5 protein-coding genes are annotated in these 16,585 nt (G+C 65.2%); all 5 read right to left on the bottom strand.

Annotation, left to right across the window (positions count from 1 at the left end):
• Nucleotides 1–63 precede the first annotated feature (63 nt).
• Nucleotides 64–1,251 (bottom strand): OpgC family protein, encoded by a 1,188-nt coding sequence (locus ACT6QU_RS06320; protein WP_444563367.1) that lies wholly within the window; start codon nucleotides 1,249–1,251, stop codon nucleotides 64–66.
• A 252-nt stretch (nucleotides 1,252–1,503) separates the two neighbouring features.
• The gene (locus tag ACT6QU_RS06325; protein ID WP_024586641.1) at nucleotides 1,504–3,279 is read right to left on the bottom strand and encodes a glucan ABC transporter ATP-binding protein/ permease; all 1,776 of its coding nucleotides are present in this window, start codon (nucleotides 3,277–3,279) and stop codon (nucleotides 1,504–1,506) included.
• A gap of 215 nt (nucleotides 3,280–3,494) precedes the next feature.
• Entirely contained in the window at nucleotides 3,495–12,014 is an 8,520-nt protein-coding gene (locus tag ACT6QU_RS06330; RefSeq protein ID WP_444563366.1) for a GH36-type glycosyl hydrolase domain-containing protein, read from the bottom strand.
• Between the two features lie 210 nt (nucleotides 12,015–12,224).
• Nucleotides 12,225–15,302, bottom strand: coding sequence for an efflux RND transporter permease subunit (locus tag ACT6QU_RS06335; RefSeq protein WP_444563365.1), 3,078 nt, complete (start codon nucleotides 15,300–15,302; stop codon nucleotides 12,225–12,227).
• Nucleotides 15,299–16,450 carry an efflux RND transporter periplasmic adaptor subunit gene (locus ACT6QU_RS06340; RefSeq protein ID WP_444563364.1) on the bottom strand — a complete coding sequence of 384 codons (1,152 nt, stop codon included), beginning with the start codon at nucleotides 16,448–16,450 and terminating at the stop codon, nucleotides 15,299–15,301. The genes ACT6QU_RS06335 and ACT6QU_RS06340 overlap by 4 nt, the downstream gene beginning before the upstream one ends.
• Between the last annotated feature and the right edge of the window lie 135 nt (nucleotides 16,451–16,585).

Below are 16,585 nucleotides of genomic sequence, written 5' to 3' on the forward strand. Positions count from 1 at the left end.
TGTCTCCAATCGAAAAAGCCCCGGCATCGCTGCCGGGGCCTTTTTCGTTTCCGGGGCAGGCGCCTATCGGTGCTGCGACTGGCCGCTGCGCACCGGGACCGCTGCCAAGTCGCGGCCGTGCAGGACGACGCGCTTGGGTTCGCGTGCGGCCTGCGCGCTCTTCAGCAGGCGGCGATACCATTCGATGTAATAGGCAAGCGCGAACTGAAGCGCGATACCGGCCGTCACGATGACGATGTCGGACAACACGGTCGGGGCAAAGACGCCGCGCCAGGCCTGCGCGCCCATCGACAGGATGGTGCCGACGACGAACACCGGCAGCGCGTGGCGTCCGAGCACCGCCAGCGGATTGTCGAAGCTCGTGCGGAAGAGGTTTGAAAGCTGCGGCAGTGCACAGAGCAGGTAGCCGGCGGCAAGCACGTGCAGCATTCGCGGCAAGGAGAGGAACGTCTTGTCGAAGCCGGTGAAGATCTTCGGCAGGCCCATCGAGACGTCGATACCCCACAGCGGGACACGGACCCATAGCAGCGCGGTGACGAGGTAGAGCGTCGCCGCGCCAACCAGCCAGCGATTGACCGGCAGCGAGCCGCCGCGTTTGACGTGCATCATGACGGCCATGCCGATGACGAACAGGAATTGCCAAGAGAACGGGTTCAGGAACCAGTAGCCGCCATTGGGAAATTGCGGCGGCGCGATCGGCAGCAGGCCTGCGACCATCCACAACAGGCCAGACGCGACCACCATCCAGCCGATGCTCAGCGTTCCGATCAGCAGGAACAGCGGCAGGAGCAACAGCACGATGCCGTACATCGAAAGGATGTTGTTGTAGCCGAGTTGATGGCCGAGCGTGACGATGCCGATCAGCGACGCCGCCGTGTCGGTGACGACCGGCTCGATATTGATCTTGGCAAGCAGATGCGGCGCGCCGAAATAGAGCGCGAAGAACGAGAAGATCCCGAGCGTCGCCATCGTGGTGCCGAGCTGTGCGATGTAGAGCACCCCAGCGCGCCGCCATGTCTTGAGCGTCGTGATCAGCCGATTGTCCGCCTCGAATTTCAGCCCGTAGGCCAACGCCGCCGAGACACCTGAAATCAGCACGAAGGCCTCCGCGGCGTCGGAGAAGCCGAAGTTCTTGTGCGTGATCACCTCGATCGGATTGCCCGGGACGTGGTTGATGAAGATCGACAGGAGCGCGATGGCGCGGATGACGTCGATCCGTGTGTCTCGAACGGGGGGCTTGGCGTTTATCATGCAAATCATTCCAACGGTGCGAAACGGGTTCATGCCGCTTCGCAGGCCAAGCGTCCCTTCCTGAGGTGAAGACACCGCTCTGACAGCATCGCCCGACGGAATTGAGGCAGCGCTCGAAGCATGTCGTCAACGCGTTAGGTACCGAATCCGATCCGCGCGGAGGATCACGTTTCGCTAAACTTCGTTTCAGCAGACGCTGAAATGGAAGAGGCCGCCGGGATGGCGGCCTCGCATTCCTCATGGTTGCTGGAATCAGGCCGCTTCGATGGCCGGCGCCAGGCGGAAGGAGCGACGCACTTCTTCGTCGTTCAAGAGCCCGCCTGCGCGCAGGAGACCGGCGAAGCGGCCGTTGCTCTGCGCGAGTTCGGCAAAGCCGCCCATTTCGACGATGCGGCCGCGATCCATGAAGATCACCATGTCGGCGTCGCGAACCGTCGACAGGCGGTGGGCGATGACGAAGGTGGTGCGGTTTTCGCGCAGCCGGTCGATGGCCTGCTTGACCTGCTCCTCGGTCTCGACGTCGAGCGCGCTCGTCGCCTCGTCGAGGACGAGGATCGGCGCGTCCTTGAGGATGGCGCGGGCGATCGCGATGCGCTGGCGCTCGCCGCCGGACAACTGCCCGCCGCGTTCGCCGACCAGCGTGTCGTAGCCGCCGGACTTGCCGAGGATGAACTCTTCGGCGGCGGCGGCGCGCGCGGCGTGATGCACGTCGTCGTTGAGCGCCGAGTCGCGTCCGAGACGGATATTGTCCTCGATCGAGCGGTTGAGCAGGCCCGCATCCTGGAACACCGTCGCCATCTGGTGACGCAGCGAATTGCGCGTGACCGTGCGCGTGTCCACGCCATCGACGTAGATAGCGCCCGAATGCGGGTCATAGACGCGCTGGAGGAGGTTGATCAGCGTCGTCTTGCCGGCGCCTGTCGGGCCGACGATCGCGACCGTCTGGCCGGCACCGACGGAGAACGAGATGTCGCTCACGCCTTCGCTCGTGCCGGGAAAGCGGAAATTGACGTTATCGAAGACGATGTTGCCGTCGACCCGGTCGAGAACCTTGGCGTCATAGGCCTCGGCGCGCTCCTCAACCGAATCCTCGATCTCGTAGAACGCTTCGAGCTTGGCGCGCGCCTCGAACACCTGGTTGACGAAACCCGTCACCTGGTCGAGGCGACTGATCAGCAGCGTGGCGAAGCCGGTGAAGGCGACGACGTCGCCGATGCGCAGTTCACCGCGCGAGACCAGCAGCGCGCCGATGATGAGCACGACCATCATCGAGATGGTCGAGGACAGGCGCTGCAGCGCGCTGGCCAGCGCCCACCAGTCGAGGACCGGATACTGGGCGCCGATCAGACGGCCGATATGCTCCTTGAGCGCCTGCGTCTCCTGCTGGATGCGGCCATAGCTCTGTAGCACCGACACGTTGGAGACCGAATCGCTCACATGGGCGAAGACCTTGTGATAGTGCTGCTCGACCTCGGCCTGTCCTTCCTTGGTCTTCTTCATGACGAGGCGGCTGATGATGACGTAAGTCGTGCCGAGCGTGAACAGCACCATCGACATGCGCAAATCGAGCGAGATCGCGGTCGGCACGAGAAGCACGAGGGCGACGGCCGTCGACAGATGCTGGCGCATGAATTCCAGCCACAGGCTGAAAAGCGCCTCGACTGCGCGCAGCAGCGTATGCAGCGAGTTGGACGTGCCGCGCTTGGAATGCCAGGCGAGCGGCATGGTGATGACGTTTTCGTAGGAACGCGCAAGGACGTCGCCGCGCACGGCGTGCGCGAGCCGGTCGGCGCCGCGCGAGACGAGCACGAAGGCGATGATGTTGAACACGCCAAGACCCGCCCACATGGCCAGCGCCGGCGTCACGTCCGTCTTTTCCGAGATCGAGTCGATGATGCGGCCGAAGAGGATCGGCTCGGCAATGGCGACGATCGCGAGCAGGACGTTGGAGCCGCAGATGATCGCGACCTTGCCGCGGGCAACGGCAAGATAGGTCAGCGCTCTCCAGTACACTTCCACTAGGGACACGGCATCAGGCCTTTCAGCGTTCATTGTGCGCCGCAACATAAATGACGCTACGTCAGGTTGCGGACTTGGACAATCGGGTATGTGGGGGACGGGTTTCGAATTTCGCTACAAGAAGAGCGAACGGTCGTTACTTTCCGTGATGCTTTAACAATCGGAAATGTTTGATCAATTGGGAGCGTGCGCCGCAAATGCGGTACCAATGCGGCGCGTGATGACTAGCCCAATTCACCGTTTGCGACGGTAACGACGACCTCGTGATGGCCTTGATCGGCAAGCTTTATTTGCTGCACCTGCGTTCCGTCAAGAACAATCGATTTCGCCGTACCGCGCACGATCGAAATTCGATACTCGGCCTGGCCGAAACGCATTTTCGCGTGGAATCCCGGCCAGTTGGAGGGAAGGCGCGGATCGATGGAGATCGTGTCGCCGCTCCGCTCGATGCCGAGAATTCCTTCAACCGCGGCCCGATAGAGCCACCCTGCCGACCCGGTATACCACGTCCAGCCACCCCGTCCGGCGCGGTCCGCTTCCGAATAGACGTCCGCGGCGACGACGTAGGGTTCGACGCGATAGGCGTCGGCTGCCGCCCGATCACGCGAATGGTTGACCGGGTTGATCACGGAAAAGGCGTGGTAGGCGTCGTCGCTGCGACCGAGTGCCGCAAGGGCAAGGACGAACCACGTGGCGGCATGTGTGTACTGCCCACCATTCTCGCGCACGCCCGGCGGATAGCCCTTGATATAGCCCGGCTCCTTCGGCGTGTTCTCGAAGGGAGGGGTGAAAAGACGGATCAGATCGTGCTCTTCGTCGAGAAGCCAGTCCTGCGCGCTCGTCATCGCCTGGCTCGCGCGGTCCTTCGGGCCGAAGCCCGATAGCACCGCCCAGGACTGCGCCAGCGAATCGATCCGGCATTCGTCGGACTGGCTGGAGCCGAGCGGCGAGCCATCGTCGTAATAGCCGCGGCGATACCATTCGCCGTCCCATCCGGCATCCTCGATCGCGATCTTGAGCTGGTCGAGATGGCGGCGCCATGCCTCGGCGCGCTTGGCGTCGCCGCGTTCGTCCGCAATCGCCGCGAAGTCGCGCAGCGTGGCTGCCAGGAACCAGCCGAGCCAGACGCTCTCGCCGCGGCCCGCTTCGCCCACCCGGTTCATGCCGTCGTTCCAGTCACCGCCGAGGATCAGCGGCAGGCCATGCGGCCCGGTGCGCCTGACGGCAAGGTCGAGCGCGCGCGCACAATGTTCGTAGAGCGACGCGCTGTCCTTCGAGGGCTGCGGTGTGAAGAAGGCATCGTGCTGGCCTTCCTGCAACATCTCGCCTTCGAGGAAGGGCAGAGTTTCGTCGAGAACGGCCGCATCGCCGGTGACGGTCACATAGCGATGCGTGCCATGCGCCAGCCAAACCACGTCATCCGAGATCATGGTGCGAACGCCGGCGCCCGAGCGCGGCAGCCACCAGTGCTGCACGTCGCCTTCGCGGAACTGGCGTCCGGCAGCATTCAGGATTTGCGCGCGGGCGAGCGACGGGTCGTGAAGGAGAAGCGCCAGCGTGTCCTGCAACTGGTCGCGGAAGCCATAGGCGCCGCTTGCCTGGTAGAAGGCCGCGCGGGCGCGGATGCGGCAGGCGAAGGCCTGGTAGGGCAGCCACGTATTGACCAGCGCATCGAAGGCTGGATCGGGTGTCTCCACCTGCAGCGCATCGGCGAAATCCCGCCAGCTTTCACCGTTGCGTCGAAGGCGCTCGTCGAAGGATTGCTGGCGGTGATGCTGGACGAGATTGCGCGCCTCGGCGAGCGAGCCCGCATCGCCCAGATAGAGCGTCAGCGTCTCCTCGGCGCCCGCGCCGATGTCGATGTCGAAGGCGACGGCGCCGCAGATGTCGCGTCCGGCCTCCGCCGTCCGGGACAGGGAGGCAGCCGATACGACTGCCGCCGGCCGCTCCGACGAGCCGCGCAGGCCGAGGAACTCGGCCCGGTCGCAGGTGAAGGACTGGACCGCCCGGTCACCGGCGAGAAACGCGACGCGGTCGCCATAGTCGAGATGATAAGGGTTCGTCGCTGTCACCATGTCGGCCGTCGCGTCATGCCCCGGCACCGTGGTCGCGCTGCTGCGGGTGCGGTTCACGCCCATCACCCATTCGACATAAGCATAGACGCGCAGGCGCTTCGGCGTGTCGCCAGTGTTGGAAAGCCTGAGCCGCGAGATGCGGACCGGATCGGACGGATCGACGATGTGCGTCAGCTCGGCCGCAACCCGGCTGCGCTCGACCGAAAAGGTCGAGGAACCCTGCCCATGCCGGGCTTCGTAGATCAGCGAGGGGTCGCGCAGAACGGCGGCGATCGGCGAGAACGCCTCGTTCGTATCCCGGTCGACGATATAGAGGCCTTCACCCGGTCGGTTCGTCACCGGATCGTTCGTCCACGGCGTGATCTGGAAATCGCGGCTGTTGCGGCTCCAGGTGAAGGCGGCGCCTTCGGCCGAAACGTGGAACCCGAAATTCTCGTTGGCGATCACGTTGATCCAGGGCTGCGGCGTGTGGCTGCGCCCGTCGAGCCGCACGACATAGGTGCGCCCGTCATCGGCGAAACCGCCATAGCCGTTCCACATCGCAAGGCCGCTTCCGTCGGCTGCGGCCACCGGCGCCAGCCGCGCGATCGGCTTCGCCGTTTGCGCGGGCGCCAGCGCCCGGCGCTGGCCGAGTTCCTGGTGCGCGATCGCCTCGGCGCGGTCGATCTGGTCGAAGATCGTGCCGTTGCGCGTATGCAGAACGACGCGCGCCACAGCGAGCAGCGTCTTGTAGGTGCGGTCGTCCATCAGGTCGCGGCGCACGGCGAAGATGTGCTGGCGCGGTCCGAGCTCGCGGCCGCGCATGCGGCTGTTGTCGCACAACTGCTCGATCGCCTGCTGCAGATCCTGCACGTAGGACGAGGCCTGCTCGTTGACGATGACGAGGTCGGCGACGAGGCCGTGCGTGCGCAGATATTCCTGCATCCGCAGCGCGGAGGCGACGATTTCGAGATCTGCAACGTCGGCGATGCGCAGCGCGAAGATGGGAAAATCCCCGGAGATGCTGGTCGGCCAGAGCGCGGATTGCGAGCCAAGACCCTCGATGATCGATTCCGACGGCGCACGCAGCGCCGGGTCGGGATAGAGGAGGTAGCGCGCGAGCTTCTGGACGCCGGCGGCGTCGGCAAGCGAGAGACCGACATGGCGGGTCTGCACCTGCGAGCGCGTCCAGGCGAGCATCGCCTGCCGTTCGAAGGATTCGGGATTGTCGAAGCGGGTCGCGGCGGCGCGCGCATCGTCCTCCGTCGCCGTCACGACGGTCCAGAAGGTCAGCGAGACTTCCTTGCCAGCCGGCACGCGCACCTTGCAGCGGATCGACAGGATCGGGTCGAGGGTGAACCCGTCTTTGCCCTCGAACGCCGCATTGCGGTCGAAGGCGGCGGGGTCGACGATTGAGCGGCCGCGCCCGAGGAATTCGCGCCGGTCGGTCTGGGCGCGCGCCTCGCGCGAGATGCCGGCGCCGGCGGTGACGAAATGCGCGAAGGCGACGTCCGCCTCGCCCGGCGCGCGCTTGTTGCGCCGCGCAAGGATCAGGCTGCCTTCGTTGGCGATGGTCGTCTTGACGAACATCTTGGAGAAGGCCGGATGCGCCTGGTCGCTAGCTTCCGGCGCCAGCGCCAGTTCGCCATAGGAGGTGATCTCGAGATGCTGGTCGACGTCGCCATTGTTGGAGATGGTGATCCGCCGCGCCTCGCCATTCGCTTCGGAGGTGACGATCGCCTCGACCTTGGTCGTGATCGGGCCGACGCGCTTCATGAACGTCGCCTTGTCGTCGCTGAAGATCGCCTCGGTCCGCTCGTTCTCCGCGGCCTTCGGGTCGCCGGTCGCCGACCACCATGCGCCCGTCGCCGGGTCCGAGACGAAGATGAAAGTGCCGGAGCGGTCCTCGACCGGATCGCCCGACCAGCGCGTGACCGCGATGTCGCCGCAGCGGCTGTAGCCGGTGCCCTTGGCAGTGAGCATGACGCTGTAATAGCCGTTCGACATCAGGCTCGTGGCAGGCAGCGCGTGCACGGGGTCGGCGACGACGCGGATGTCCGAGCTCGTCTCTACCTCTTCCGCCGTCGTGCGGTCGCCCGCTTCCGCGCGCGCCTTGGTGGCCGGCACGTCGCGCGGCGCCTTCTCCTGCAGCAGCAGCTCTGCCGCCTCGATCACCGCGTCGGAATGAAAGCGGTCGCGCATGCGGCCTTCGAAGACGACGTTGGCGATCGCGACGATCGACATGCCGGTATGGTGGGCCATGTAGTTGCGCACGACGGCGCAGGCGGCGCCCGTCGGCACGCGCGTCGGCGTGAAGTCGATCGCGTCGTAGTAGCCGTAGCGCCCGCGTCCGCCGATCGATTCGAGTTCGGCCAAGTTGAGCACCGCCTCGCGCGGTTTGAACTGCGCGGCGAGCAGCGTCGCATAGGGCGCGATGACGATGTTCTGCGCGAGGCCGCGCTTGAGGCCAAGGCCGGGTACGCCGAAGTTCGTGTACTGGTAGGTCATCTCGCGATCTCGCGCATTGTAGGCGCTTTCCGAGATACCCCACGGAATGCCCTTCGAGCGCGCATAGCGGATCTGGCGGGCGATGATGAGATTGTTGGTCTGGTTGAGGATGCCACCGAGCGGCTCCTTCATCACCAGCGGCGGCATCAGATATTCGAACATCGAGCCGGACCAGGAGACGAGCGCGCCGGAAAAGCCGACGAGCGTCACCGGACGGCCGAGCCGCATCCAGTGGTCCGTCGGCAGGTCGCCCTTGGCGATGGCAAAGAGGCTCGTCAGCCTCGCTTCGGAGGCCAGCAGATCGTAGCAGGCCTCGTCGAGCTGGCGTTGGTCGACGCGATAGCCGATGGAGAGCAGCTTGCGGTCGGCGCGCATCAGGAAGGAGAACTCCATCTCGAAGGCGAACTGACGTGCACGGTCGCGCAACGCGATCAGGTCGCGGCGCAGTGCCGTCACATGCGCGTCCTCGATGTGGGAATCCGCAATGTGGGACTGGCAGGTCGCTTCGAGTTTGTTTGCCCAGAGCGCCAGCGTCTCGCTGGCACGCGAACCGATTTCCTCGTCGATGGATCGCGCCAGCTTGCGGATGTCGGCGGCGAGGACCGCGAGGTTGATGGTGCGGATCGCGGCGGTTTCCGGCTCGCTGCGGATCGTTTCGACCGCGCGGCGCATCCCGTCCACGCGCTCGCGCAGGCGCTGGCGAAGCGGCCGGAGCGGACGGCGATCGTCCGGCAGTTCGTCGAGGCTTTCCTCGAGGATCGTCACGCAGTCGAGGATGCCGGTGTAGTCGCCCTGGAGATGCGCGGCGGGCGCCTGCGCCCAGATGTTGCACGTCGCCGCCACGGTGACGAGGTGCCCGGCCAGATTGCCGCTGTCGACCGACGAGACGTAGAGCGGCAGGAGCGGCTTCAGCGTCTGCGTGTCGTACCAGTTGTAGAGATGTCCGCGGTGACGCTCCATGCGCTCGATCGTCGAGATCGTGCTTTCCATCTGCCGCACGGCATCCGCCAAGCTTATCCAGCCGAAGTCGCGGGCCGAGACGATCGACAGAAGATAGATGCCGATATTCGTGGGCGAGGTGCGCGGTGCGACGACCGGGGAGGGGGTCTCCTGGAAATTGTCCGGCGGCAGAAAATTGTGCTCGGCCGTGACGAAGGTCTCGTAATAGAGCCAGGTCCGGCGGGCGGCAGTGCGCAGCTTAGCGGCATCGGCCGGATCGACGACGAGTTGGTCCTCCGTCTCCGCCGATCGGCTGATCAGCCAGGCGAAGCTTGGAGCGCCGGCCCAGAAAAGCAGGAAGATGCCGGCCACGATGACGCCGGTTCGCTCGCCGATGACCGCGATCGAAAAGCCGACCAGCGCGATCACGAGCGAGCCGATCATCATGGCGTGGTAGGTCGGCAGCGTCTCGCCGCCGCGCGCCGCATCGGAGGCCGTCCGCCATTCGAGCAGCTTGCGACGGGTGAAGAAGACCCGGGTGAGCGTGCGCACGATCGCGTCCGCCGACGCCCATGCCTGATGCGCGATGAGCAGGACCTTGAGCACGACCTGCGCGGTCGCGAATGCGAATTCGCGCGCCAGTGCCGAGAAATGGCTGCGCAAGGTCGCCTCTGAATTGCGCGGCATGAGCGCGTCGACGATCGAATAGGTCAGCGCGAGGACGAGGCTCAGGATCAAAAGCGCCTGCCATTGCGCGGCATAGGCGAAGGGCAGCAGCGTCCAGCCGGCGATCGAGGCCAGCACCCAGGAGATCGGCGTCAGCGAGCGGCGCAGATTGTCGATCATCTTCCAGCGCGACAGGCCCGGAATTTCCGAGCGCGGATCGAGGATGAAGGGCAGAAGCTGCCAGTCGCCCCTGATCCAGCGATGGTTGCGCGAGGCGTCAACCGAATAGCGGGTCGGGTAATCCTCGATCAGTTCGACGTCGGTCACGAGCGCGCAGCGCGCCCATGCACCTTCCAGAAGGTCATGGCTGAGGACGACGTTCTCGGGAATCCGGTCCTTGAGCGCGGCCTCCATCGCGTCGATGTGGTAGAGACCCTTGCCGGTGAAGGTGCCGGAATCGAACAGGTCCTGATAGACATCCGAGACGGCGAAGACGTAGGGGTCCATGCCTCGGTTGGCCGAAAAGATGCGCTGGAAGAACGACGCCTCGTTGCCGGTAGTCAGCGACGGCGTCACGCGCGGCTGCAGGATGCCGTAGCCGGCGAGGATGCGGCCCGTCCTGGCGTCGATGACCGGTCGGTTCAGCGGATGCGACATCTTGCCGACGAGCTTGGCGACCGCGTCGCGCGTCATACGCGTGTCGGCATCGAGCGTCAGCACATATTGCACGTTCGCCGGCAGCGGCGTGGTCGGTGCGATGAAGGTCGTGTCGAGGTCGCCGCGCAGGAGCGCATTCAGTTCGTGCAGCTTGCCGCGCTTGCGTTCCCACCCTATCCAGGCGCCTTCGGCCTCGTTGTAGAGCCGGCGGCGGTGGAGGACGTGAAAACGCGGTCGATCCTCTCGCGGATAGCGTGCGTTCAGCGCCGCGACACGCTTGCGGGCGTGTTCGAGGATTTCCATGTCCTCGACGGTCTGCTCCGACTGGCTGTCGCGCCAGTCCGAGAGGATCGCGAAGTCGAGTTCGCCCTGCATGTTGGCGAGATAATGCACCTCGAGATTGTGGAGCGCGTCCTCCACGTCGTCGCGCGATCCGATCAGGATCGGCAGCGCGACCAGCGTGCGCGCATGGGCGGGCACGCCGTCCTTGTATTCGTAGCCGATCAGCCGCGTCGGCTCGACGAGCAGCGATGCGACGGTGTTGAAAAGGCCAAGTGCCGCCTCGCTCGCCGGCAGGAGGAACAGCGCCAGAAGCAGCGTCACCGCGAAGGTCGACAGGCCGATGCCTTCGAGCGTGAAGCCGACGGCGATGAGCAGGAGCGCGGTCAGAAGCGCCGCCGGAACGACGATGCCCGTCCAGCTCGTGCGCTTGTAGAACCTGCGCAATCTGGTGGGCCATTTCGGCGAAAAGCCGATCGCATGTTCGAATTCGGCGCGGCGCGGGCCGACGACGAAGATGCCGATGTCGGGACAGGTCTGCTGGCCCATCGCGACCGCGCGGTCTGCGGCCATGGCGATCGCCCGCTCGGTCACGTCGCGTTCGGAAAGCTCGGTCCCGCCGGCCAGTTCCTCGATCGCGCGGCGATACTGGTCGCGCGACTGGAAGTCGAGTTCGGCGAAGTCGGTATGCGCGCGCAATGTCCGGTCGACATGGCTCAATTCCTCGAACCACACGGTCCAGTCCGTGTCGTCGACGAGCCGCAGGCCCTTGATGATGTTGCCGGTGGTGACGTTGCCTGCGGAGAGGGTGGAGTGCTCGCGCCGCGCGATTTCCTCGGCATCGAGGTCGAAGCGCTCGAGTTCCGTTTCCAGCCAGCCGAGCGCGCTGGCGGCGTATTGGGTGCCGTCGCGCAGGCGGAACAGAAGTTGGGTGGCAAAGGTCGTGTCGCGCGCATGGGCCTCGTAGGTGCCAAGCACGCGAAGTTCCTCTTCCACGGAGCCCTGTGCAAGCGCCTCGTCGGCCACCTTGTTGGCCACGGCGCGCATCTGGTGCGCGCGCTTCACACGCACGGCCAACCGGCGCAGATTCTCCACCAGCACGAAGCGAAGCAGCGACGGCAGCGCCCACAATTCGCCGATAGAAAGCGGATCGACGTCCTGGAAGGCGGCGACCATTGTTTCGAACCCGGCGACGGAGATCGCGCTGTCGCATTGCGCTACATAGGTCCAGGCCAGAACGAGCGCCCGGGGGACTTGTCTCCCGTCCGGCAGCGTCATCACGGGCAGCTTTTTGAAGAAGCGCGGCGGCAGGTCGCGCCGCACCTGCAGGATGGTGTCTTCGACAAGATAGTGGTTGTCGAGCAGCCAGTTTGCAGCGGGTGTGACAGGCTCGCCATTCTGCTGGGCGGTTCCCAGATAGGTCACGACCGCGAGGATCGTGTCGGCGTTCTCGTTGGCGCGCTGGCGCAGATCCAGTTCGAAAAGGTCGAACTCGGCCTCGAAGCGCCCGGCCGCGAGGTCGTAGCCCAGCGCGTGCAGGGTCAGGTCTTTTCCGGGGGCGAAGCGAATGGGCGTATCGACTGCAGCAGGCAGGAGCGGAGCGGCGTCGCGGATGCGGGCCGGATCGGTCTGGATGTTCATGCTCAAAAAGAATCCGTCTAAGCGCTGTCGAACGCCCGACGCATGTCGGGCCGACGCTAAACCGATTCAAACGCGATTGGTTTCACGAAGGTAAGGGGGAGGCCGCTACACAATTCGTATCGGCGCGACATAAGACCGTGGGCCAAAAGTGCCAAGGGCGGCCCGCGATAGCGAGCCGCCCCTTCATCTGGGGGCCGGAAGCCAGAATTGCTATTCCGCCGGCTGCGGCGACGTGTTCGCGACAGGCTTGCGCGTTGCCTCGGAACGCTCCTTCGACGTGATGAACGTATAGAACATCGGCACCACGAACAGCGTGAAGAAGGTGCCGATCAGCAGCCCTGAGAAGATCACGAGACCCATCGCCTGGCGGGCCGCTGCACCCGCGCCGGCCGCGATCATCAGCGGAATGACGGCGAGCGCCAGCGCGGCGGTCGTCATCAGGATCGGCCGCAGGCGCACGGTCGCCGAATAGACGATCGCCTCGCGGATCGACATGCCCTCGTCGCGCTTCTGGTTGGCGAACTCGACCAGGAGGATGCCGTGCTTGGTGATGATGCCGATAAGCGTGATGAGGCCCACCTGCGTATAGATGTTCAGCGTCCCCAGCCCCAGATTGAGCGGCAGGATCGCGCCGAAGATCGACAGCGGCACCGACATCAGGATGATGAACGGATCGCGGAAGCTTTCGAACTGCGCCGCGAGCAGGAGGTAGATCACCACGATCGCCAGCGAGAAGGCGACCAGGATCGTATTGCCCTGCTGGACCTCGAGCCGCGACTGGCCGGAATATTCGATGAAGAACGAATCCGGCAGCGCCGCCTGCGCGATTTCGGTGATGGTCTGCAGACCTGCACCCGTCGTGATGCCGGGCAGCGGCAGCGCCGAGATCGTGGCCGAGTTCAACTGGTTGAACTGCTCGATCGCGGCCGGTGCGGCATTGGTCGAGATGGTCACGACCGAGGAGAGCGGGATCATCTCACCGGTGGTCGCGCGGATGAAGAACTCGCCCAGTCTTTCCGGGTTGTCGCGATATTCCTGCGGCACCTGGGTGATGACGTCGTAGCTGTTCGACTCGCGGTCGAACTGCGCCACGGCCCCGCCGCCGACCAGAGCGCCGAGCGTCGTGCCGACATCGCTGACGGGTACGTTGAGCGCGGCCGCGCGTTCGCGGTCGATGGTGATGGTCACCTGCGGCGCGTCGAAGGCGAGCGAGTTCTGGACGACGATGAACTGGCCGGTCGCTTCCGCCTCGCGGCGGATCTGGTCGGCGACTTCGTAGACCTGGCTCGGATCGCCGGTCGACTGGACGATGAGCGAAATCGGCAGGCCGCCGCCGGCGCCCGGCAGCGAGGGCGGCGCGAAGACGAGCGCCTCGACGCCGTCGACCGTGCCGATCCGGGCCTGGATGTCCTGCTGGATTTCGGCCTGGCTCCGGTCGCGCTCGGCCCAATCTTTCAGAGCCCAGACCACGAAGCCCGAATTGGTCTGACCTCCGAGCCCGACGATGGAAAAGCGCGAGCGCACTTCCTCGAGGTCGGTGGTCGCGGCCTCGATCTGTCCCGCATAGCCGGAGGTATAGGGCGTCGTCGCATAGCGCGGCGCGGTGACGAGCGAGAAAAGCGCTCCCGAATCCTCTTCGGGCGCGAGTTCGCTCGACGTGTTGAAGAACATGAAGGCGGTCACGGCCACCAGCGCAGCCGAGATGAAGAGCGTCACCGGGCGATAGTTCAGCGAGCCCGAAACCATGCGGCCATACCAGTTCGACAGGCGGTCGAAGGTGCGGTCGACGAACATCTGGAAGCGGCTGTGTCCACCCGACTTCAAGAGCCGCGCGGACATCATCGGCGTTATGGTCAACGCGACGATGCCCGAAATGACGACCGCGCCGGCGAGGGTGAAGGCGAACTCTCGGAAAAGCGCCCCGGTCAGACCGCCGGTAAAGCCGAGCGGCATGAAGACGGCGACGAGCGTCAGCGTCATGGCAACGATGGCGAGCGAGATTTCCTGCATGCCCTTGATGGACGCGGCCATCGGGGACAGGCCTTCCTCGATATGCCGGTGGATGTTTTCTACCACGATGATCGCGTCGTCGACCACGAGGCCGATGGCGAGCACCATGGCCAGTAGCGAGAGCAGATTGATCGAATAGCCCATCATCAGGAGGAAGAAGCAGACGCCGATCAGCGACAGCGGGATCGTCGCCACCGGCATAAGCACGGAGCGGAACGATCCCAGGAACAGAAGGATGACCACGACCACGATCGCGACCGCTTCCGCGATGGTGACGAACACCTCGTCGATGGAGGCCCGGATCGTGTCGGTCGCGTTGTAGACGAGCGAGACGTTCATCCCGTCCGGCAGCGTCGCCTGGATCGCCGGCAGTTCCGCGTTGACGGCATCTGCGGTGTCGAGCGGGTTGGCGGACGGCGTCGGGAAGATGCCGATGAACGTGCCCGGATTGCCGTTGAAGTTGACGACCGTGTCGGTGTTCTCGGCTGCAAGCTCGACATTTGCGACGTCGCGCAGCCGCACGACCTCGTCGCCGTCCGAGCGCAGTGGCAGGGCGCCGAAGGCCTCGGGCGTCTGCAGCGTCGATTCGAGCGTGATCGAATAGGCGACATATTCGTTGCGGGTCTGGCCGGGGGCCGACAGGAAGTTCGAGGCGTTGATGGCCTGCAGGACTTCCGATGCCGTCACGCCGCGGCTGGCGAGCCGGATCGGGTCGATCCACACGCGCATCGCATAGTTCGCCGCACCGAGGATCTGCACCTCGGCGACGCCCTCGATGGTCGACATGCGCGGCCGGATGACGCGCTCCAGATACTCGGTGAGCTGCTCGGCCGTCATGTTCTCGTTCTGGAAGGCGAGATACATGATGGCGAATTGCTGGCCCGTTCCCTTGACGATGACCGGGTCTTCGGAGTCCGAGGGCAACTGCCCGCGCACCTGCTGAACCTTGGACATGACCTCGGTCAGCGCCACGTCGGGATCGGCGCCGAGCTGCATCTGGACCGTCACCGTGCTCGACGAGGGGCGGCTGGCCGACGTCACATAGTCGATATTCTCCGTCGTCGAGACCGCTGACGCGATGGGTGCCGTGACGAAGCCCTGGATGAGCTCCGCGCTCGCGCCCGGATAGACGGTGTTGACGGTGATGACCGTCTCTTCGACCTCGGGATATTCCCGGATCGACAGGTTGAAGAGGCCCTGGAAACCCAGGAGCAGGATGAGTGCCCCGAGGACCGTCGAAAGGACCGGGCGGCGCGTGAAGAGTTCGGAAATGTTCACTGGTCGCTCTCCGCAGCTTCGACGGAAGCGTCTGCGCCATCCGGGGCGTCGGCAGATGGGCTGAGCGTCACCGGTGCGCCGTTCGACAGGCGGTTCTGGCCCGCCACCACGACACGGTCGCCCGCGCTGACGCCATCGGTCACCTCGACGAGCTGTCCGTTGCGCCGTCCGGTCTGGACGAAGACCTGGCGGGCGACGAAGCGCTCGGCCTCACCTTCCGCGGTCTCCTGCGCCTCTTCCGGCGCACTCACGACATAGACGAAGTCGCCGTAGAGGCTGGTCGTCACGGCTGTTTGCGGCAGGGCGATGACGTCGCTTTCGACCGGCATTTCCACGCGAACCCGCACGAACTGGCCGGGATTGAGCGCACCTTCCTGGTTGTCGACTTCGGCGCGCACGCTGACGAGCCGCGTCTGCGGGTCGATTCGCGGTTCGATGCCGGTAATGGTGCCCGACGAGACGGCGCCGCCAGCTTCCGTCGCGATGTTGACGGTCTGGCCGATCGAGAGGCGTCCAAGCTGCTGTTCGGGAACGGTGAAATCGACCCGCAGCGTATCCAGCGCCTGCAAGGTGGCGACCGTCGTGCCGGCGGCGATGTATTGTCCCACCTCGACGCGCGGCAGGCCGATCGTTCCGGAGAACGGCGCTTCGAGCGCCTTCTGGCTGAGCACCGCTTGCAGCCGCTCGATCTGTGCGCGGGCGGACGCGGCGGCAGCCTCGGCCTCCTGCACGGTCGAGGCGGAACTGACCCCGCGATCCGAAAGGGTCTGCGCACGCGTGAGCGCCTGCGTGCTCACATCGACCTGCGTCTGGGCGGCGGCGATCTCCGCGCGCTCGATCGTGTCGTCGATCTGGACCAGCAGCATGGCCTCGTCGACCTCGTCATTGGCCCGGAAGTTGATCTCGCGGACGACGCCGGTCGCTTCGACGGCGAGATCGATGCCGCGCGCCGCATAGACCGTACCGATCGCCTCGATGCCGGGCTGCCAGTCGGCTGGCTCGGCAACGACCGAATCGACCGGGAAGGCGGGCGCCTGGCGGTTGGCGAAGAAATCCTGGATGGCCTGATCGCGGAACATGTTGAAGCCGACGATGCCGCCGACGACGATTGCGACGAAGACGATGGCAATGAGAAAACGTTTGATCATCGGTGGGCCCGTGACGAAGCTGGATGGCGCTCAAATGCGCTATGATGCGTGGAGGACTTGCAATTGTGCGGCGCATTACTGTACCGTCCGGACGGTATTGTCAACATTTGCTAATCTGCAAAGGCAGCGCGTGAC

The sequence above is a fragment of the Aliihoeflea sp. genome (assembly GCF_052435475.1).
Lineage (GTDB): Bacteria > Pseudomonadota > Alphaproteobacteria > Rhizobiales > Rhizobiaceae > Aliihoeflea.